This window comes from Nitrosopumilus sp., from assembly GCF_025699125.1.
In the GTDB taxonomy this organism is placed as follows: domain Archaea; phylum Thermoproteota; class Nitrososphaeria; order Nitrososphaerales; family Nitrosopumilaceae; genus Nitrosopumilus.
Genome location: NZ_JAILWC010000003.1, coordinates 66,789 through 87,495, shown reverse-complemented (window position 1 = coordinate 87,495; position 20,707 = coordinate 66,789). Strand labels below are relative to the sequence as shown.

Genomic DNA, 20,707 nt, shown 5'->3' with positions numbered 1-20,707 from the left:
TAGTTAAATTTACAGTGATTTAGATGCATTAGTTAATTATTTTTTTGAGAAACTAAATTTAGATGTCCAACTTTTTTGTTTTTTAGTTGGTTTTTTTGAGATATTATCTAACATATCATAAGTAATTGTAAATCCATGTCCTACCATTGTATCATCTTTTCCATAATTTTCTTTATTAGGCACATACTCATCAGGTAAATCTCTGATTTTTTTGGTTTTTAGATCAAATAAACGAATTTTTTTGCCATTTTCAAGTTTGATAATAGCATCGCCACTTAATCCTTGAATTGAAAAATTCTCAAAAAATCGTATTGAACCACCATTTTTTAATTCAATTAAAGAATCATAGGTGAATTTTCCTCCATAAAATAATATTTCACGTGCAGATATCATCACATCATCTTCCACATTAAGAACAATTACAGAATCTGCATCAATTGATACAGTATTTACAAGATTTTCAGCAATGATTTTTCCTTTAGGAGCTGAAAGATGTGTTCTGTGTTCTTGAATTTGAAATACTCCAACTTTTCCTTCAGGATCCTCTACTCTAAATTTCCTACCAAAAACATTTCCAACTACTATATTTCCATTATCGACAATAATTGTAGCACCATTATCAATTCGATATTTATTTTCTATAGGATCCAGAAATTTGAAATCTCCAGAAGTAAGGTGGATGTTTGTTTTAAACTCTTGTGTCCATGATGGACTTGTAATACTACCTTGCATAATGATGGGACCATCATAAGTAAGACTCCCAGCCATGAAATTTCCTTTGATTGATAAAGCACCGTTTGCTTTTCGTTCAAGTTCAATTTCTCCAAGAGTTTTTGATCCAAATAATTTTCTACCAGTCATATTTGATCTGTTCAAAGCAGATGCCCATTCTTCGGCAGTTTTCATTTCTTTAGATAGTTCTTGACCTAAGATCTGATTTTTTCTTCTAATATCAGCTTCTGAATCACCAGAATATACCCTTGAATTTTTTATTTTTTCAATGTCCGTATCAGGATACTTCTTACCAATTTTGAGATCTTCGTATGCCTGTTTAATTTTGATAAATTGATCATTTTCTCCCCCACGATCTGAATGAAATTGAAGAGCTAATCGTCTAAATGCATCACGAATTTCCTTTTCTGTTGATCCTTCAACAATCCCTAAAATATCATAATTATTTTCCACCATATTTTACACCATCAAAATTAATTTTTCATATTTCTTATACTTGTAGGTTATTACATACAGAATATCAATGATATGAAAAAATGGAAAAAGTTAGAAATGAACTATTTTACTACTAATACAGGAATCTTTGTTTTATGCATTACATAGTTCGAGGTACTTCCAAGGAATGCTTCCTTTGCACCACCCACACCTCGTGCACCAATTACTATCATGTCAAATTTTCCATTTTGTGCAAATTTAACAATTTCAGATCCGGTATGACCACCGCCTGTTTTGTATTTGAATGTAGCACCAGCCTTTTGAGCTCTATTCATTGCAGGACCAATTGCTTTGACAGCTTTTTTCTGTGCGTCATCTTTCATTTTTTGTGTATATTTTATTCCTGCTGTTAATGGTAAATGAAAAACATAGAATCCAGTTATTTCAGCATTACCACCTTTAGCAATGTCAATTGCTCTATCTAATCCTCTAATTGAGTTTGCAGAACCATCAAGAGGTACTAGAATTTTATTGAATTTAGCCATGTTTCAAATTCAGAACTCTCCAATATAAAAAGAGCCATTATTCCCAATATTGAAATTCTAAAACATAATCAAAATTGGAAATTATACTTTAGTTTTTATACAAAAATTTCTCAAAAAAAAGAATGTCAATAACTGAGATAGCAAGAAAACCAATTTCAATTCTAAAAAATTCAACAATTTCTGATGCGATTAGAATGCTTTTGAATACAAAAATTAGTAGATTAATTGTTATGGAAAATGGAAAACATGTAGGAATTATTACTGAAAAAGATATAGGGTTTTTTTTATTTTCAGAAACTTCAATTCAAGGATTAGATGATATTCCCATTACCAAAATTATTAAACCAATTGAATTTGTAAATGAAGAGATTAATCATAAAGATGCAGCCAAAATCATGGTTGAGAAAGGAATTAGTTCATTGGCAATTGGAGAAGAGGGTGAAGTTAAAGGAATTATTACAAAAAGTGATCTCATAAAATTTGTTGCAGAAAACTTTTCAAATAAAAAGAAAGTAGTAGATTTTATGACTCATGATTATGAATTTACTCATACAGCTTCTCCATTGTATAAAGTTGTAAGAAAAATGTTAGAGAGAAAAATTTCTAGGATTATTGTTAAAAATCAAAACGAAGAACCAGTTGGAATAATATCATTTAGAGATTTATTTAGAATTTCAATTGAGTTAGGAAGTGAGGAAGATTATTCTGGATTTAATCTTTCACAAAACATTAGACGTGGATTTCTTTCAGAGGAAGGATTTGGAAACATATCATTAGCAAGAGATGTAATGACAAAAGGATTAATCACTGTAAAATTCAATGAAGATTTAGCAGAGGCATGTGGTGTTCTAATAGAAAATAATGTTAGTGGCTTAGTTGTGCTTGATGGGAATGATGGTATTTCAGGAATTTTTAGTAAGACTGATGTAACAAGAGCTCTTGCATCAATATGAAATGGCATTTTGATGATTTTATTTATGGTTCGATTGATGGGGCAGTAACAACTTTTGCCATAGTTGCAGGAGTAGTTGGAGCATCATTATCCCCAGGAATTATCATAATTCTAGGATTTGCAAATTTGTTTGCTGATGGATTTTCAATGGCTGCTGCAAATTATCAAGCTGCAAAAGCAAGAAATGAATTTGTTCAGATGAAGAGAAGACAAGAAGAGTGGGAGATTGATAATTTGGAGGAACAAGAAAGAGATGAAATCAGAGAAATTTACAGAGAGAAGGGATTCAAGGATGAATTGCTGGAAGATGTTGTTCGAATAATCACATCTAGAAGAAAAGTTTGGATAGATACAATGATGAAAGAGGAATTAGGATTAATTGATGATGAAAAAAATCCGCTTGAAAGTTCTGTGAGTACTTTTGTTGGTTTTAATTTAATTGGATTAATTCCATTACTCCCATTCATGATTTTTTTAATGATGGGTATTGAATCAAACTCGGACGCATTTATTTATTCTACGATATTTGTTCTTGCCGCATTTTTTCTAGTAGGTATGTTCAAAGGAAAAATTGTTCGACATTCAATGCTTCGTTCAGGAATTATTACACTAATCATTGGTGGACTTGCAGCAGGTGTTGCATACATAGTAGGATATGGATTAAATTTTCTGATTTCTTAGGATCTGAGATTATGTCTGAATTAAAACGTCACATGGGGCTCTTTCATCTTACCATGTATGGGGTTGGTTTGATTTTAGGTGCTGGTATCTATGTCCTAATTGGAGAAGCTACAGGTATTGCAGGAGATGCTGTATGGATTTCGTTTGCTTTAGGTTCAATTGTTGCGTTGTTTGCAGGATTTAGTTATGCAGAGTTATCATCAGTATTTCCAAAAGCTGCTGCAGAATATGTTTTTATTAAAAATGCTTTCAAAAATAATTTTTTTGCATTTCTTATAGGATGGCTAACAGTAATCACATCTATTATTACTGCTGCAACAGTTGCGTTAGGATTTGGTGGATATTTTGCCGAATTTGTAGATATTCCAATAATTATTTCTGCTATAGGATTATTAGTTATTCTATCAATTGTAAATTTTATAGGAATTAGAGAATCATCATGGACAAATACTATCTTTACAATAATAGAAGCTTCGGGATTAATATTAATAATTATAATTGGTTTTACATTCAGTAATCCAGAACCAGTAAATTATATTGAAAGTCCATCAGGATTTACGGGTATTGCTATTGCATTTGTTTTGATATTTTTTGCATTTATTGGATTTGAAGATATGGCAAACATTGCTGAAGAAGTAAAAAAGCCTAAAAAAACAATTCCTAAAGCAATAATTTTATCAGTTTTAATTTCTGGCATAATATACATTCTAGTTTCTTTAGCTGTAGTACGTGTAGTAAATTGGGAGGAACTTGCAACTTCATCTGCCCCAATATCGTTAGTTGCTGAAAGAGGATTAGGTTCAGAAGCACACATCTTACTTTCATCAATTGCTCTTTTTGCCATAACCAATACTGTTTTGATTACACTTGTTGCAGGATCTAGAATGTTTTATGGCATGGCAAGAGAAAAAGTATTTCCTTTAATGTTAGGAAAAATTCATTTTAAAACAAAAACTCCTTGGATAGCAATTGTAATGATTTTGATTGTTTCAACGCTTTTCACATTAATTGGAGATATTGTAATTGTTGCAAACATCACAGTTTTTGCAATAGTCATAACTTTTGCTGCAGTAAATTTGGCAGTAATTGTTTTACGTTATACAGAACCTAATGTTGAACGAAAATTCAGAGTTCCCATAAATATTGGTAAATTTCCCATTTTACCATTATTTGGATTAGGAATTTCAATTTACATGGGATTTCAATTTGAGATCGAAGTTGTACTTGTGGGATTAACAATTATTGGAATAGGTGCAGTTTTCTATAAAATTTCTAAAAATTCCACGACTGATTCTTCTAACATATCTCAAAACTGATTTTTAAAATTAGTTTTAATAATTCAATCCAATTTTAATGACCATGGTTACAGAATTTGATGCGATTCCAACATTGGTTGGAATTTTGATTTTAGTGATTCCTTCAATATTACTTGGAAAAATTTGTAAACATTTTGGAATTTCTGAAATAATCGGTTTTGTAATTGGTGGAATAATTTTAAGCCCATTTGCATTAGGTGGATTGATACAATTCTCTGATAGACCAATTGTAGAGTTAAATGAATTAATGTTATCATTTTGGCAAATTGCAGGAATTTTAATTTTATTTTCAGCTGGTCTTCATTTTCCTTTTTCTAGTTTAAAACAAGCAGGAATTCAATCTTTGATAGTTGGTACAGCAGGAGTTACAATTCCTTTAATTCTAGGATATGGAATTTCTGTTTTACTTGGAATTGATTGGATAGTTGCAATGGTTATTGGTGCAACATTAAGTGCTACAAGTATCGCAGCAGCTGTAACAATTTTGGATGAGTTAGGAAAAGAAAAAACTCAAGAAGGGAATATTTTGGTTAATGCCGCAGTATTTGATGATGTCTTAGGATTGGCAATTTTATCATCTATTATTTCAATTGTAATTGCACACTCATTACCATCTGTAGAGTTAGTATTGTTTGAGATATCAGAATCATTGATTTTGTGGGTTGTTCTTCTCTTAGGTTCTGTATTTTTGCTTCCCAAGATAGTTCATACTGTAGCAACTATGAGACCTAACTCTCTTGAATCTCGTGGTACTAAACAAGCAACCGCATTAGGTTCAGCATTTGGTGTAGCTGCAATTGCTGCAAGTATCGGACTTAATCCAATAGTTGGAGCTTTTGCTGCAGGAATGGGGCTTGCAGGTTCAAGGTTAGCTAATCAAGTTAAAGAATTTATTGGTAGATTGCAAATTATTTTTGCACCATTTTTCTTTGCAATAATTGGCACACACATCGACATTTCAAATATTTTGAATGTGGATCTAGTCTTATTTGTAATAATTTTGATAATTGCTGTTCTTGGAAAAATTCTAGGTTCCGGTATTCCAGCAATAATTCTACTCAAAAATAAGAACAAAGGTCTACTAATAGGATATGGAATGATTGCAAGAGGTGAAATTGCATTTATTACTGTAGGATTGGGATTATCTTATGGAATTATCTCAGAAAGTATTTTCTCTACATTGATTTTTGTAATATTAGGCACGATTATTATTGGACCAATATTACTAAGACGTTCTTTTGAAAAAAATGATAAGATATCAAATTCTAGTTAATTCTTTTTGGATTTTGCAAGAGAAGAAATAGCAATTACAATAGCAATTAGACCTATTCCAATACCAATGTATCCAGCATTCATTTGTTGTTTTGATTCTTCAAGAGAACTAACAGATTCTTTCAAATCATTAATATCTCCAATTAATGTAGTGTGTCCATCAATTATTTGAGTTAATGTGAGATCGGATGGTTCAGGAAACTCAATGTAAGCACGTTCTTCAACTTTGGGGGGATGCATTGATAAACTGATTGGAGTATCTTCAATCGTTCCCAAAATATTCGCTTGATAGAATCCAGAAATAGTTGGATTGATAAATGCATAGTATTTTCCAGGAATGTTATGATCAGGAGATAAAGGAAGTGTTATACTTTCATCTTTGTAAATTAATTTTATTTTAATTGATTTTTTTAAATCTGTAATCCCATTTTTGAAAACTTGATCTTTAAGTTCTAATCCTGGTTCTAGTGGACTAACATAGAATTCAATTGCATTAGTTTCTCCAGAAACTACTGGTTCATTCATCCAACCTATTTCTACTCTATATTCACCTACAGAATCAATTGTATGTCCATATGTAATTCCAGTTATACTCGGAATAATTAACAAAAATAATAACAAGAGTTTTGTTTTCAACACTAAAAAGTATTAATCTGATTTTAAAAACCTTCTATTAATTTTCGCAGATAAATTCTAAGATTCAGGATAGTCATCTATAGGATTTGATTTTTTGAAATTTTTCATCTCTTCATCAAAGAAGAATTTTTCAGTTAATGCAGGCTTCAAATCATCTAACCAAATTGCATTTTCATCATATTTTGCAAAAAAGGGGATTTGTACCCAGTCAGGATTTCTCCCTTGTAAAAATCTCAAAACAATTACTTTTTGATCGTGTAAATCGGCAGTTCCAATAACATGTACTTTGCCTGGAGTTGCAGACATGCTAGGTCCACGAACAGTTCTTGCTAATCCACTAACTGAAGAATATGCTTTTTTGAAAATTTCATATGCCTTTACTAATGGAACTCCAAAGTAGTGTTGAGCACCAGTGTCCCTTACTACAAACATGTAATATGGAATACATCCCAATTGAACCTGTTTGGTCCACATTTTTGCCCACATTTCAGCATCATCATTGATGTGTGCTAAAAGAGGAGATTGTGTTCTAATAATTGCTCCAGTTGATCTTATTTGTTTAATCGCATTTTTTACTGCGTCAGTTGATAATTCATTCAGATGATTAAAATGGCCCATTATTGCAAGATGAATTTCACTATCAACAATTTTTCGAAATACATCCAACATTTCTTGAGAATCAGAATCTGTCAAAAATTTGTATGGCCAATATGATAAGGCCTTTGTTCCAATCCTGATTGTTTTGAGATTTGGAAGTTTTGCATCTAATAAAACATCAACATATTTTGAAAAAACTTTTGCCTTCATAATCATAGGATCACCACCAGTAAACAAAACATCACTAATTTCTGGATGTTCTCTAACATATTGTACTAGTTGTTCTCCTTCTTGCATTGCAAATTTCATTTCATCCATTCCTACAAATTGTGGCCATCTAAAACAAAAGCTGCAATATGCATGACATGTTTGACTTTGGCTTGGAAAGAAAAGACAAGTTTCTTTGTATTTGTGTTGCATTCCATATAATTTAGTGCCATCTTTTAATGTAGGTACATTTAGTTCCATTTGTCCTGCAGGATGTGGATTTAGTTGCAAACGAATTTCATTTGCAACAGATGTAATTTCTTTTTTATCTGAATTATTTTTTAAAGCAGTTGCCATTTTTTCATAATGTTCCGGTTTTAACATTCCCTTTTGAGGAAAAGTTAGAACAAACATAGGATCGTTAGGGATATTATTCCAATCAATTAGTTGTTCAACAACATAGTTGTTTGCTTTAAAAGGTAAAACATTTCCAACAACTTCCATCTCAAATTGAGCCTCTTCTCCAAGAGCCTGAATTTGAGGGAGAGTTCGAAAATTTGATAATGTGTATGATTTTAAAGATGGTGAATCATCCCAAATTGTTTCTTGATAGGTCACCTAGTTAGTAGGGTAATTGCTATTGTTAAAGGTTACAGGTTTTTTTATGCGTAAAAAATTTAAAATTTTATAATAGTTTAATAAAAAATTTTAACAGTGATAATAATTCATGTTAAACCTATGTATTCTAGAAACAAATACAAAGAGTGATCTAAATGGCTGAAGATGAAATTATTGATGCAGTTTCAAGTCAAGTAGGTCAGTTTGAGAGTATTTCTCAATTACTCAGTTCATCTGAATCGCTTCAGGCAGCATTTATTGTATTAATTGTAGGCATAATTGGAATTGCGATAATCTACCGTACATTTTCAAAATGGGTTAAAAAACAGAGACTGAATTATGTGCGACCACATCTTTCAAGATTTCTAAGAGTTGCTGTTTTACCTTTTTTTGCCATTATTCTAATTACATCAGTAAATTTGTACATCCAGTCATTTGCCCTATTTGAAAATGATACATCGTTATATCAAGATGGAAATTTGACTCCCAGTGAAACATTTGCAAAGATCCTAAACACGATAAATATTCTTGTCATAGGGTATTCTATTGCACATTTAATTCCAGTAGCTCTTGGTAAAAAAGAAAAGTCTACTTTAGAAAAGGAAGACTTTGAAGCTTGGAAGGAATTACGTGGATTCCCAGATGATGATGGTGATCTTTTTCATAAATTCTACAAATGGGTGCCTCCAAGACATACACCAGATGAAATGATAGAAGAAGAATTTACAAGAAATCTGAAAACAGAAGAAGGTATGAAACTTCTTGAGGAATTTAGAACAACAAAAGGATTACCAATTGGAAGCTATGAACAGTTAATTAAAGATCCATTTGAAGAATGGAAAAAATCTGAAAGAGGAAAATATCTGAAATATTACAATGATTGTGTTACTGGAAATAATGAATCAGGAAAAAAGCTAAAACCTGGGCAAGTTGTTGAAGAGATTTTTCCCATAGATACATGGAGAGAAGAAAAAAGATTTGGTGGATTTGATCCAATAATTCCTGGAACAAAACCACCAGGGTATGCAAAACGAAAAAGAAAAGATCTTCCGAAATCTATTTCACAGATTTTACCTATTGGAATATTTGTTGCAGTAGTTCTTGGCGTAATTAGTTGGTGGGGAATAGATTTGATCATACTAGCAACAGCAACAGGAGGATTAGCAATTGGTATAGGATTAGCATTACAAGAAACCATGCAAAATTATTTTGCGTATATTTTGATTAGAAAAGATAAGATTTTTGCTGAAGGTGAGCGTGTACAATTGGATACTGGGTATAATGGATATGTTCACAAAATTACACCAAGAGTAACATTCATTCGTGATGCATTGAATGAATCCTATGCAGTAATTCCCACTAGACAGCTAGTTAATTCTCAAATTATTAACTATTCAAAGGAAATCAAAATGGTTCCTGCAATTGTTGAGGTTGGAGTTTCTTATCTCAACAACCCTAAACAAGTTGCTGCAATTTTAGTAAAGATCGGTAAACGTGCAATGAAAGAAGTAATAGATGAAAAAGGGAGACATCTAGTTAGACAGCAAAGATGCCCATATTTGGATAACAACAAACCAAGTTGTGGATGTGACAAAGACATCCACATAGACATAAATCAACCCATAGTAAGATTTAACAAATTTAATGATTCATCACTGGATTTTTCATTATGGGTCTATGTTAGGGATTATGGTGCACAATTCAAAACTAAAACAGATATCAGAATAATTATGTATGAAGAATTCAAAAAATACGATATTAGAATTCCATGGCCAATTAGAACAGTGTATCAGGGTGATGAAAAGCGTGAGGATGAGGAAATTAAACAACTTGATGAGGCAAGAAACAAGGTCGTAGATGAATTCGGTGTTGGGGATATTGGTCATGGTAGTGGAGAGGATTAATCTTCTCAAAACTTAAGAATCCCATCAGATCTCATTTTCTTGTTGAGTAATATATCAATAATTTCAGGAAAATCATCAGAAAATTTAGCAAGGAAACTATCAAAAAAAATAAAGGCAAATCTTGTAAAATCAGAGATTAGGGTTTTTGCTGATGGGGAAAGTAAGATTACACTAAACGGTAAATTATCTAAAAAGAAATCTGTTGTAGTACAGTCAATTTATCCTCCTGTAGATACTAATTTGATTCAAGCATTATCTTTGATTTCAAAAGCTAAGGAAGTTTCATCCCAAGTAATTGCCGTGATTCCATACATGGGATATGCAAGGCAGGATAGAGAGTTTTTGCCGGGGGAAATTGTTACAATGAAAGTTATTGGTAAGTTATTCAAAGGTGCTGGCGCATCAGAAGTTATTGCTGTTGATATTCACAGTTTAATTGGATTCAAACACTTTAGAATAAAAACAAGAAATCTAACTGCTATTCCAGATTTGGTACAATATTTTAAGAAATTGAGCCTGAAAAATCCTTTAATTGTATCACCTGATCAGGGTGGGAAAAAAAGAGCACAGGAATTTGCACAGGAATTTGGTTCAGAGTACATTGCTTTAGAGAAAAAAAGAGATAGAAAAACAGGCAAGGTTAAGATTCAAACTAAAAATGTTGATGTTGTAGGAAGAGATCTAATTTTAGTTGATGATATGATTAGCACTGGGGGCAGTATAGTTAAGGCTACGCAATTTCTTAAAAAACAAAAATGCAACAGAGTTTATGTTGCCTGTACACATGCTCTATTAATGAATGATGCAGGAAATAAAATTATGAAATCAGGAGTAACAAAAATTGTTAGTGCAAATACAATTCCAGGTAAAACATCAATAGTAGATGTTTCAAATACAATTGCAAAGGCAATAATATAATGCCAGAAAATTTTTTTATTCTATCTAAAGATCATCTTGAACTTGCAACTGATGAAATAATTGCATTATCTAAAATGTATGATAGATTTTCTAAGATAAAAATTATTTCAAATTTGATAATTATACAATCAAAAACTAATTGGGAAGAAATTACTAAACGTGCATCATTTGTAAAAATTTCTGGTCAAATTTTAAGAAAGATGTCTGGCTTATTTTTGGATGAGGAAAATTTAGGCGTATTAAAAAATGCTAAAACCTTTGTTTGTAGAATAATAAATTTGTCATTAAATCAATTCAATATCTCTGAATTAGAGAGATCTATGGGAGATATGATTTCAAAATTTTCTAATGCAAAAGTGAAATTAGAAGATCCTGACATTACTGTATATCTGATTTTTACTGATAAAGAAAATTTTTTTGGATTCTCAAAGAGAATCAAAGAAGAGAATAGACCAAAAAAGGTCACTAAATATCCTCATGAATTAGATTGGAAATTAACCAGAGCTATGATTAACTTAGTAGGAATAAAGGAGGGGGAAACTGTATGTGATCCATTTTGCGGTACAGGCACGACTCTCTTAGAGGCTGAATCCATGGGAATTAATGCAATTGGGTTAGATTTTGATGAAAAAATGTGTACAATTTCAAAAGAAAATCTCAAGGTAAATGGGTATAAATCGAGAATTTTGAACACAGATTTTCAAGAACTAGTAAAAATATCGGATGAGTTTGATGGGATTGTTACTGATTTACCATATGGAAGATCTTCAAAAACATCAGAAAATCCAGAAGTAATCTTAAAGAAGTTTTTCTCAATTCTACCCAAACGTAAAAAAATTGCAGTTATGTACAAAAAAGAATTAGATAATAAATTGAGATTAAAGGGATTAAAAAAATATGAAATCTATAGGCATAAAAGCTTGACTAGGACAATTTTGATAAAATGAAACTTGTATTCTTAGGAACATCAGCTGCACAACCGACAGAGAATAGAGGTTTATCTTGTATCTGTCTAGAAAGAGACGGTGAAATTTTAATGTTTGATGCAGGAGAAGCCGCACAAATCTCCTATATGAAATCGGGTTTGGGATGGAATAAAAAAATGAAGATGTTTGTTACACATCTACATGGAGATCATTGTGTTGGAATTCTAGGATTGTTACAAACAATGTCAATGCAAAATAGAACAGAAATTTTAGAAATTTTTGGACCAAATGGAATTGAAGAATTTATAGCTGCAAACATCAAAGTGTTAAATTTCGGATTGTCTTTTCCTGTATTAATTACAATTATCAAAGAAGGTAAAGTTTTTGAAGATAAAAAATTTTCAATTTATACATGCAAAGCAAATCATTCAATAACAGCATTTTCATATTTATTTGAAGAAAAAGATAAGCCGGGAAGATTCAATATTGATGAAGCAAAAAAATTAGGAATTCCTGAAGGTAATTTATGGAAAGAATTACAAAATGGACATGAAATAGAAATCAATGGAAAAATAATAAAACCAGAACAAGTATTGGGAGAAAAACGTCCTGGTAAAAAAATTGGTATTTCAGGGGATACAATGCCTACTAAAGAATTAGAATTATTTTTTGAAAATTGTGATTATTTAGTTTTTGATTCTACGTTTTTAGATGAAGAGAAACAAAGAGCACAAGATACATGTCACTCTACTGCAAAACAAGCTGCTACTATAGCAAAAAATGCAAAAGTAAAAAATTTAATCTTAACACATTTTTCAGCAAGATATAAAGATGAAAATGGACATTTAGAAGAAGCAAAAAAAATTCATAGTTCAGTAATAACTGCGCGAGATCTTTTAGAAATAGAAATAAGATAAAATGTTTGAATTAATTAAAGATCAAATTAAGAATATCAAAAAAGTTGTATTTGTAACAGGTGCAGGAATTTCTCAAGAAAGTGGAATTCCTACATTCAGAGGAAAAGATGGATTATGGAAAAATCATGACTCTATGAAACTAGCAACAATTGATGCATTCTATGATAATCCAAAATTAGTTTGGGAGTGGTATAATGAAAGAAGGAAGAACATTTTTGCAGCACAACCAAATCTTGGTCATAAAGCAATTGCGGAACTAGAAAAATATGTCAAAGTTGTTGTTTTGACTCAAAATATTGATGGGTTGCATCAAAAAGCAGGGAGTTCAGAAGTTTTAGAATTGCATGGAAGTATCATTAAGATCAAATGTTCAGTTTGTAATTTTAATGAAGAAATAACATCAGATATTTCAGAAATTCTGCCCTTGTGTAAATGTGGAAATATTCTAAGACCTGATGTAGTATGGTTTGGAGAATCTTTACCACAAGATGTTTGGCAAAAAGCTATGATTTATGCTAGTCAATGTGATTTAATGGTAATAGTTGGAACATCACTTGTGGTATCACCTGCAAATACATTACCAATCTATGCAAAACAAAATAATGCATTATTAATAGAAATTAATCCAGATAATACTGAAATGTCATCAGAAATGACTTTGGTTATAAGAAATACAGGTACAATTTCTTTACCTGAATTTGTATCATTGTTTAAAAATAAATAAATTATTTTTGTGAAAACACACCATTAATGTTTGAATCAGAAGAATCGCCTGGATTAAACACTGATGATGAAACTAATCCATAGTCTTGATGATCAATAATCATATCCACAAAATAAGGAATTCCAGAAGCATCATTTACAGTAGTTTCAAACATCGAAGTAAAATAAGTACCAGAAAAAATTTCTTTTTCGGTAGTTCTAATTACAACATTAACGCTGTTTGTTTTTCCACTTGAATCAGAATAGTGGAGAAGAATATTATCATCAGATTGTTGTTTTGTTGATAAAGAGAGTGTCTCATATGTTATTGGAGAATTTGTTTGGACTGTGGTAGGATTAATTGAGGATGATAAAACTGATGAGCCAACTGATTTTGAATTTTGTGAAGTTGAGTTAGTTGAAAAGATTTTCTTAACAGATTCAATTGGATTGAAATTAGAGATTTCTTCCTTCAAGATTTTTTGGGAGGACTCTTTTACATCAGATATTTCGTTGGAAATTTTCTCCCCTGTTTGAGTAATTTCATTAGAGATAGTATTGCCTGTTTTATCTATAATTTTATCAACAGACCCATCAATTCTTTGTTCTACTGAAGCTGATGCTTTCGAACCAAAATTAGACATGTCATTTTTTAAAGAATCAATTACACTAGCAGAAGTGGTAGGAAATAAGACATCAATTTCATTAGAAAATATCATGCCTCCCAATATCAAAATGCCTGCAATTATGCCTAATTTTATAAACATTTCATAATTATTCTAAAAAAATGATTTTAGATTCAAACTAAAAAAAATAGTCAATATTGAGTTAATTTTCTTAACCAAGTTTGATTAATTCCCAAAAACAAGCCAATCAATTATTTCATCAATATTAGATGAAGTGATGATTACTTTGATTGGGCCCAATGGAGATTCATCTGCTTCTTCGCAAATTGCTATTTGTTCAACAAAGGCTGCCTGTTTGTTGAGATAAAACCACGTTGTATTATTATCTAAATTTCTTTCTAAATATCTGCGATAGGCGTTTTGAGACTTTTTTGAATGAATTACTTCATAAATTTTTTCAAATGATCGTAATTCTTTTGATTGTGCAGAAATTGTAAAAGAGTCAGAATTAATTGTTGAATATGGAAAAATATTTGAAATTGCTTTTTTTACTTTTTGAGGATCTTCAGATGAATTCAACGGAGTAATCATTTGAATTTTGCAGTTAATATTAGGAGTTTTCATTCTATCCAACTTTGAATGATTTCATAAGCATTGTGGATTAATTCATCTTTTGTCAAACCAATATTAGAAATTGCATAATCTGACAAAGCAATTGAATTGCTGATTCCTACTCCTAATTCACGATTATCTCTTTCATCAAAGTGTTCTTTTGTTTGTGGATCATCGGATCTTCCTCTTTTTTGTAGAAAGTCAAATCTTGTATCAGTTGAAGCGTGAATTGCTAATAGTTTAACAGTACCAAATTTTTTTAGGACTTGAATTTCATCATTTGATCTTACTCCATCTATTAGTATCACATTTGATGTAGATGACTTTATTTGTGGTTTTACTAATTCTGCTACTGCGCCAGGGCCGTTCTGTTCTCTTAATTCAAGCATTAATTTGCCAAGATTTGCTCTAGTTAATTCTAAATTTCTTTTTTTTGCTTCTTCTCTTACAGCATTCCCCATATTGATGATATCATATCCTTTTGATTTCAAACCTTCAGCAATGGTAGATTTTCCTGCACCAGGCATGCCTGTTAGGCATACAATTAGTTTTGTCAATACATGTCAGAAAAAAGACTCGTCTATGAAGTTACCGGAAATTATTATAAAGATATATCAAAGAATGTTGTGATGCGAACTTTTGTAGCAGTAGAAATTTCAAATAATAAAGTAATTGATTCTATAAAAAACATTCAAAATAAAATTAAGATCGATGCAAAGCCTGTTGATGTAAAAAATTTGCATTTTACATTACAATTTTTAGGTGAAATTTCAGACGAAACATCTAAGAAAATTATTAATGCTCTTAATACAATTGAGTTTTCAAATTTTAATATTAATTTGATAGGAATTGGTGCATTCCCGAAACCTAAATTTCCAAGAGTGGTTTGGATAGGTACGGATGAAAATGGAGGTAATATGTTAATTCAGTTAGCAAAAAAAGTAGAGAAAGTCTTAGAACCATTAGGATTTTCTCCGGACAAACCATTCAAACCACACATTACAATATTTAGTATTAAAAAGAAGATAGGAGATATAACAAAAGAATTGGATAGTCAAAAAATGATAGATTTTGGCATTCAAGAAATAACTAGTTTCAAATTGAAAAAAAGTGAACTTACATTTAGTGGACCAATTTATTCGGATTTAGGGGAGATTAAAGCTAAAAAATGAATCAAGTAATTAACAAAGTTACCAAAGATGTAATCCCATCTAAAGTGATTGAGCAATCAAAAAAGAAAATTGCTAATTTAGCATTCAAGCTAGTAGAAAAAGAAATTGGAAAATTTCCAGAAGTCATAGGATTGGAATTTGGAGGATCATATGCAAAGGGTACCTGGTTATCAAAAGATGCAGATATTGATATTTTTGTCAGATTCAAAAAATCTACTTCTGAAGAAAAGTTTGAAGAAATTTCAAAAAAGATTGGTTTTGCTTCATTAAAAAAATATTCTCCATATGTCAGATACTCAGAACACCCATACGTTGAAGCTAAAATTAACAATACTAAAATCAATGTTGTACCATTTTATGATGTAAAAATTGGTGAATGGAAAAGTTCTGCAGATAGATCTACTTTTCATACAAAATTTATGCAAAAATCATTGACATTAAAAATGAAGAATGAGGTAAGAGTTCTAAAAACATTTCTAAAATCAAATAATATTTACGGTGCAGAAATTGCAAAACAAGGTTTAAGCGGATATGTATCAGAAGTTTTGATTTTACATTTTGGAAGTTTTGAAAATGTTATAAAATCAATCTCACAAATTAAGAAAAATCAAGTGATAGGAAAAACTTCAAAGAATTTTGAAACACCAATTGTTGTGATTGATCCCATTGATAGTAACAGGAATTTAGCTGCTGCAATATCTAACGAGAACATTGGAAAATTTATTCTTATTTGTAGAGCTTTTAAAGACAAAGCTACATTAACTTTCTTTAAGAATAAAAAATTAAGAATATCAAAAAAATATTGGGAAAATTTGTTAGTAATTAAATTTAATTTTAAAATTAGAAGTCCGGATATAATTTGGGGACAGATTAAAAGAGCAACTTCATCATTGTCAACACAATTAGAATTGGCGGGATTTAATGTACTAAGAAGTAAATCGTATACAGATCAACAAAAGGAGGTTTATCTCTTTTTCTTCTTAGAATCTTCAAAAATTATTCAAATATACTCAAAGAACGGACCAGATTTTTTTAGAGAAGATAGTTCTAAGAGCTTTATTTCTAAAAATCTTAAAAATTCAGAATTAATGTGGGTAGGAAATAATGGAAAAATAATTTCATTAGAAAAGAGAAAGTATGTAGATGCCATTAAATTCATGTCAGAGTTTTTGAAAAAAAATCTTCAGACATGCATACCAAAAGGTCTACAAAGTGACTTTAAACGAGGTTACAAGATTTCAGTAGGAAAGAAAAATTTAAGCAAATCAATTAAAGAGGCTGCAAGCGAGTTGATTTCAACAGATGGAACACTCATTTATTTCAATTAAGAAATTTTCTGATGAGCCATACTCAAAAATTCTTGGATATCCAAAAGCTACTAGTCGTCAAATAAAATTAAGAATTAATGAATTAGAAAAATTAAAAATAAAATCAATTTCATTTGTGGGTCCTACAACAATTGGTAGTTTGTCTATTTTGGGCAAGGGATATGTAGGTGTTGTAGTTCTAGCAAAAAAAAATAATAAATTGGTTGCATTAAAAATTAGAAGAACTGATTCTCAAAGAAAAGAAATGAAAAATGAAGCTGATTTATTGAAATTAGTGAATTCTGTAAATGTTGGACCAAAAATGTTAGTAGCGAGTAAAAATTTTCTTGTGATGGAATATCTTGAAGGAGTTAAAATTAGTGATTGGGTTTATTTGTTAAAAGGTGTTGGTAGTGCAAAAAAATTAAAATCTACAATCAGAAAAATTTTGGAAGATTGTTATAGGTTGGATCAACTAGGTTTTGATCATGGTGAATTAAGCAATATATCCAAACATGTTATCGTCAGTAAGACAAAATCGACTCTTATTGATTTTGAAAGTGCTAGTACTAAGAGAAGACCATCAAATGTTACATCAATTACTCAAGCATTTTTCATTGGTTCAGGAATAGCTAAAAAAGCTCAAAAAATTTACAAAAATTCATCCAAAGATCAAATAATTAGTGCATTAAAACAATACAAACAAGAAAAAACAAGAGAAAGTTTTGAAAGATTACTAAAAACTCTAAAATTATAATGGGATTGGCAGGATTTGAACCTGCGACCACTAGTCCCCCAGACTAGTATCATACCAAGCTAGACTACAATCCCTTGTCTCAGAGGCTTAAAATGAAATTATTAAATCGTCGTATTGATTAATCTAATTCATGAAGATTTGCAATATTTGTCATAAAATTTCTGCAACTGATCAAGATCATCTTGATTGTATTCAAAAAAGAAATATCGAACTGTCAGATGAAGATTTCAAAAACAATATTCCTGAAAGGTTGAATCTATCAAAAAATACCCAAGATTTAGGAGTTGAAGTAAGAGCTATTTTGGAGCATCTTACTAAAACAAAAGATGAACAAGATAAATCATAGCCATTTTGACAGTCTTTCCTTTTCAAATTCTATTTTTTTAGAAAGATTATCTGAAGTTGATTCTGTAAGACTTGTAGAAGGTTTTGAGTGTGAAAACATGTCAACTTCAATAATTGAAGCTGTATCCCTACCTGATTCTATAAAACAACCGCCCTTTCCATCAAATAGTTCAGATTCCTCTTTAGATTGAATTTTCGAAATTATATTCTTGGCAACTGTAATACCTTCCCCTTCTGCAAAAACTCCAGCTTTTGGTACTGCCATTGTTTCTGAAACTGTTAAATTAGTAACATCGCCGATTGCAAAAACATTTTCAAAAGATGTCTTGCAATCTCTATCAATTGAAATGAATCCCGGATCTGTTGCTAATCCGGAATCATAAATTACTTTTGGAGCTATATGAGGCGGGATGGCTAAAAGTAAATCAAAATCAGCTTCAGTATTTTCAAAAATCAGTTTTTTTGATTCTATGGATTTTATTTTACATGAATTATGAAAAATGATTTTTTCATAATTTACAAGTTCAAGAATTTGTTTGCTTACCTCAGGACCAGCAGCTGGTAGGGTTATAGGGGCAGGACTGTAAAAATCAATTTGTATAGAATCACGTATTCCACGTTTTCTTAGCATAGAGTCTATGAGCAAACTTGCCTCAAATGGAGCAGGCGGACACTTGTAAGGCATTCCCATGATAGATATGGCAATTTTTCCAGATTCTATACTTTCTAATCTATCACGAATTTCTAAAAGATCATTGTAATCATATAGATTTAATCCATTTTCTACTAGTCCAGGAATTTTTTGTGGAGCTAAAATAGCACCCATAGAGATTATAAGATAATCATATGACACATTGTGAGATATGGTTTTTACATTTTTATTTTGAAGATCAATTTTCAAAATTTCATCTTTAATGAAATTGATTTCTTTTTTCAATAATTTATTTAGCGAACCAACTGAGTTTTCAAAGGTTCTAGTTCCATTAATAATCCATAATTTTGCAAAACCTACCATAAACCAATCCTTTTTATCGATTACAGTAATTTTTATTTGTGATGATGATAGAGAATTTCTTAATTCATTTGCAGTAGATAATCCACCAAAACCGCCTCCTAAAATTACAACGTGTGGAATATCAAACAATTTATCGTTCTTGTGTTGTAGGTCTTATCAAGATTTCATTAACGTTAACATGTGATGGAGAATCAACTGCATATAAAATTGCGTTTGCAATATCTTCTGCTTGTAATGCCTCCATTTTTTTTGCATTTTGAACAAACCCTTGTAATGATTCATCAGTAATTGTATCATTGAGTTCTGTTGCTACAACTCCAGGTTCAATACTTGTAACTCGAATATTTGTCCGTACACTGAATTCTTGTCTTAATCCTTCACTAAATGCTGCAACAGCATGTTTTGTTGCACAATAAACACTACCAGCTGGAAAAACAATTCTTCCAGCAACAGATGAGAGGTTAACAATATGACCGGATTTTTTCTCTTTCATATGAGTAATTACTGAGGCTGTGGAATATAATACACCTTTAATATTCACATCAATCATTCTATCCCATTCATCAATTTTTAGATTTTTGAAGAAGCTCAAGGGCATTAGACCAGCATTATTTACAAGAATATCAATGGAGCCCCACTTTTCTAGAACAGCGTTAGCAAAATTTTCACATTCAATTCTTTGAGTTACATCTAATTTTTGGAAAAATACTTCACCACCATCAGCAGAAATTTTTTTTGCGAGTTCTTCTAATCGATCAACTCTTCTTGCTCCTATAGCAACTTTAGCACCTGCTTTTGATAATGCCAATGCAGTTGCAAAACCTATACCACTACTTGCACCAGTAATAATTGCAACTTTATCTTTAATCATCTAAATCATCTTACTAGGTTATCATTGTAAAAATGTTTAGACATTAAAAAATCAAATTTTAAGCAAACTAGTGGCATATTTATTAAAAGAAAACATGTAACAAAATTATGAAATCTGAAAATTGTGCATATTGTGGGGATTTAACAGATTTGCCTTTTCAATGTAATTATTGTAAGGATCCATTTTGTTCAGAACATAGACTTCCTGAAGAACATAGATGTGTAAAACTCAACCAAATTAGAGCACAAAGATTTGGTGAGAAAAAAGTTATACGTGATGGTGGACCTAACAAACCTAATATTTTTAAACGGATTTTTGGAAGATTCTAAAATCAATAAGGACTTTTATCAGGAGATATTTTTGCACGTCTTCCTTGATAAATAAGTGCAATAGCAAGTGCAAACATCACCATTGCGGTTAATGGAAAATTTTGCGGTGCAGGTAAAACAAACCAATAGTATATTCCAAAACCCATTGATACAGCTGCTTGCACCCACAATTTTATCCATTTTGGAGCCTTGACTAATCTACTAATGGCTTCAACAGTAAAAATTCCAATTACTGGATAAATTGTGTAAAATAAAAAATCTATTACATCTACGCCTGTGTGAGACATTTAATATCAAAAGAAAACAGACATAATT

Annotated in this window: 24 protein-coding genes and 1 tRNA gene; 14 read left to right on the top strand and 11 right to left on the bottom strand. The window is 30.8% G+C overall.

Translation table 11 applies throughout. The features are described 5' to 3' along the window. Positions 1-36 precede the first annotated feature (36 nt). Positions 37-1,188 (bottom strand): J domain-containing protein, encoded by a 1,152-nt coding sequence (locus K5783_RS07965; protein ID WP_297473565.1) that lies wholly within the window; start codon positions 1,186-1,188, stop codon positions 37-39. A 101-nt stretch (positions 1,189-1,289) separates the two neighbouring features. Next, positions 1,290-1,712: a universal stress protein gene (locus K5783_RS07960; RefSeq protein ID WP_278973754.1), complete on the bottom strand. Its 423-nt coding sequence runs from the start codon at positions 1,710-1,712 to the stop codon at positions 1,290-1,292. Between the two features lie 122 nt (positions 1,713-1,834). Here K5783_RS07960 and K5783_RS07955 point away from each other — a divergent pair, with 122 nt between their 5' ends. Genes K5783_RS07955 through K5783_RS07940 form a run of 4 tightly spaced genes read left to right on the top strand, consistent with a single transcriptional unit; the run spans position 1,835 to position 5,934 of the window. After that, entirely contained in the window at positions 1,835-2,665 is an 831-nt protein-coding gene (locus K5783_RS07955; protein WP_297473562.1) for a CBS domain-containing protein, read from the top strand. Further along, entirely contained in the window at positions 2,662-3,345 is a 684-nt protein-coding gene (locus K5783_RS07950) for a VIT1/CCC1 transporter family protein (protein ID WP_297473560.1), read from the top strand. The genes K5783_RS07955 and K5783_RS07950 overlap by 4 nt, the downstream gene beginning before the upstream one ends. An 11-nt stretch (positions 3,346-3,356) precedes the next feature. Further along, positions 3,357-4,661 (top strand): amino acid permease, encoded by a 1,305-nt coding sequence (locus tag K5783_RS07945; RefSeq protein WP_297473558.1) that lies wholly within the window; start codon positions 3,357-3,359, stop codon positions 4,659-4,661. A 43-nt stretch (positions 4,662-4,704) separates the two neighbouring features. Beyond that, positions 4,705-5,934 (top strand): cation:proton antiporter, encoded by a 1,230-nt coding sequence (locus K5783_RS07940; RefSeq protein ID WP_297473557.1) that lies wholly within the window; start codon positions 4,705-4,707, stop codon positions 5,932-5,934. On the opposite strand, the gene K5783_RS07935 is transcribed toward K5783_RS07940, so the two are convergent. Together K5783_RS07935 and K5783_RS07930 are read right to left on the bottom strand one after the other, a co-directional pair. Continuing rightward, positions 5,931-6,572, bottom strand: coding sequence for a hypothetical protein (locus K5783_RS07935; RefSeq protein WP_297473555.1), 642 nt, complete (start codon positions 6,570-6,572; stop codon positions 5,931-5,933). The two genes, K5783_RS07940 and K5783_RS07935, sit on opposite strands and share 4 nt — an antisense overlap. A 54-nt stretch (positions 6,573-6,626) precedes the next feature. After that, complete coding sequence (locus K5783_RS07930) at positions 6,627-7,991, bottom strand: lysine 2,3-aminomutase (RefSeq protein WP_297473554.1); 1,365 nt, start codon at positions 7,989-7,991, stop codon at positions 6,627-6,629. Between the two features lie 155 nt (positions 7,992-8,146). Between K5783_RS07930 and K5783_RS07925 the strand changes: the two genes are divergently transcribed. From K5783_RS07925 to K5783_RS07905, 5 genes are read left to right on the top strand one after another with little or no spacing between them, the layout of a single operon-like run. Continuing rightward, positions 8,147-9,895 carry a mechanosensitive ion channel domain-containing protein gene (locus tag K5783_RS07925; protein WP_297473552.1) on the top strand — a complete coding sequence of 583 codons (1,749 nt, stop codon included), beginning with the start codon at positions 8,147-8,149 and terminating at the stop codon, positions 9,893-9,895. Positions 9,896-9,937: 42 nt separating this feature from the next. Further along, complete coding sequence (locus tag K5783_RS07920; protein WP_297473551.1) at positions 9,938-10,813, top strand: ribose-phosphate pyrophosphokinase; 876 nt, start codon at positions 9,938-9,940, stop codon at positions 10,811-10,813. Continuing rightward, positions 10,813-11,760: a DNA methyltransferase gene (locus K5783_RS07915; protein ID WP_297473549.1), complete on the top strand. Its 948-nt coding sequence runs from the start codon at positions 10,813-10,815 to the stop codon at positions 11,758-11,760. The genes K5783_RS07920 and K5783_RS07915 overlap by 1 nt, the downstream gene beginning before the upstream one ends. Continuing rightward, on the top strand, positions 11,757-12,656 hold the full coding sequence (rnz, locus tag K5783_RS07910) for a ribonuclease Z (protein ID WP_297473547.1): 900 nt from the start codon (positions 11,757-11,759) through the stop codon (positions 12,654-12,656). The genes K5783_RS07915 and rnz overlap by 4 nt, the downstream gene beginning before the upstream one ends. Position 12,657: 1 nt before the next feature. Continuing rightward, positions 12,658-13,380, top strand: a complete 723-nt coding sequence (locus tag K5783_RS07905; protein ID WP_297473546.1) for an NAD-dependent deacylase — start codon at positions 12,658-12,660, stop codon at positions 13,378-13,380. A gap of 1 nt (position 13,381) precedes the next feature. On the opposite strand, the gene K5783_RS07900 is transcribed toward K5783_RS07905, so the two are convergent. The 3 genes from K5783_RS07900 to K5783_RS07890 all read right to left on the bottom strand — a co-directional run bounded on the left by K5783_RS07900 (position 13,382) and on the right by K5783_RS07890 (position 15,153). Next, complete coding sequence (locus tag K5783_RS07900) at positions 13,382-14,125, bottom strand: hypothetical protein (RefSeq protein WP_297473545.1); 744 nt, start codon at positions 14,123-14,125, stop codon at positions 13,382-13,384. 84 nt (positions 14,126-14,209) lie between these two features. Beyond that, a complete protein-coding gene (locus K5783_RS07895; protein WP_297473544.1) occupies positions 14,210-14,608 on the bottom strand; it encodes an RNA-binding domain-containing protein in 399 nt (132 codons plus the stop codon). Next, complete coding sequence (locus K5783_RS07890; RefSeq protein ID WP_297473542.1) at positions 14,605-15,153, bottom strand: AAA family ATPase; 549 nt, start codon at positions 15,151-15,153, stop codon at positions 14,605-14,607. The genes K5783_RS07895 and K5783_RS07890 overlap by 4 nt, the downstream gene beginning before the upstream one ends. A gap of 72 nt (positions 15,154-15,225) precedes the next feature. On the opposite strand from K5783_RS07890, the gene thpR reads away from it, so the two are divergent. The 3 genes from thpR to K5783_RS07875 are packed head-to-tail and all read left to right on the top strand — an operon-like array spanning position 15,226 to position 17,832. Then, positions 15,226-15,768, top strand: coding sequence for an RNA 2',3'-cyclic phosphodiesterase (gene thpR / locus K5783_RS07885; RefSeq protein ID WP_297473950.1), 543 nt, complete (start codon positions 15,226-15,228; stop codon positions 15,766-15,768). Beyond that, positions 15,765-17,096: a CCA tRNA nucleotidyltransferase gene (cca, locus tag K5783_RS07880; RefSeq protein ID WP_297473541.1), complete on the top strand. Its 1,332-nt coding sequence runs from the start codon at positions 15,765-15,767 to the stop codon at positions 17,094-17,096. Before thpR ends, cca begins: the two co-directional genes overlap by 4 nt. Then, positions 17,071-17,832, top strand: coding sequence for an RIO1 family regulatory kinase/ATPase (locus tag K5783_RS07875; RefSeq protein WP_297473540.1), 762 nt, complete (start codon positions 17,071-17,073; stop codon positions 17,830-17,832). Before cca ends, K5783_RS07875 begins: the two co-directional genes overlap by 26 nt. Here the strand turns inward: K5783_RS07875 and K5783_RS07870 are convergent. Next, positions 17,833-17,906 (bottom strand) — tRNA-Pro (locus K5783_RS07870). 56 nt (positions 17,907-17,962) lie between these two features. Here K5783_RS07870 and K5783_RS07865 point away from each other — a divergent pair. Next, on the top strand, positions 17,963-18,178 hold the full coding sequence (locus K5783_RS07865) for a hypothetical protein (RefSeq protein WP_297473539.1): 216 nt from the start codon (positions 17,963-17,965) through the stop codon (positions 18,176-18,178). On the opposite strand, the gene K5783_RS07860 is transcribed toward K5783_RS07865, so the two are convergent. Both K5783_RS07860 and K5783_RS07855 read right to left on the bottom strand, forming a co-directional pair. Continuing rightward, on the bottom strand, positions 18,173-19,321 hold the full coding sequence (locus K5783_RS07860) for an FAD/NAD(P)-binding oxidoreductase (RefSeq protein WP_297473538.1): 1,149 nt from the start codon (positions 19,319-19,321) through the stop codon (positions 18,173-18,175). The genes K5783_RS07865 and K5783_RS07860 overlap by 6 nt on opposite strands. Position 19,322: 1 nt before the next feature. Next, positions 19,323-20,063 carry an SDR family oxidoreductase gene (locus K5783_RS07855; protein WP_297473536.1) on the bottom strand — a complete coding sequence of 247 codons (741 nt, stop codon included), beginning with the start codon at positions 20,061-20,063 and terminating at the stop codon, positions 19,323-19,325. Between the two features lie 107 nt (positions 20,064-20,170). Here K5783_RS07855 and K5783_RS07850 point away from each other — a divergent pair, with 107 nt between their 5' ends. After that, entirely contained in the window at positions 20,171-20,392 is a 222-nt protein-coding gene (locus tag K5783_RS07850) for an AN1-type zinc finger domain-containing protein (protein ID WP_109877570.1), read from the top strand. Between the two features lie 2 nt (positions 20,393-20,394). Here K5783_RS07850 and K5783_RS07845 read toward each other — a convergent pair whose 3' ends face one another. Then, a complete protein-coding gene (locus K5783_RS07845) occupies positions 20,395-20,679 on the bottom strand; it encodes a hypothetical protein (protein ID WP_297473534.1) in 285 nt (94 codons plus the stop codon). Between the last annotated feature and the right edge of the window lie 28 nt (positions 20,680-20,707).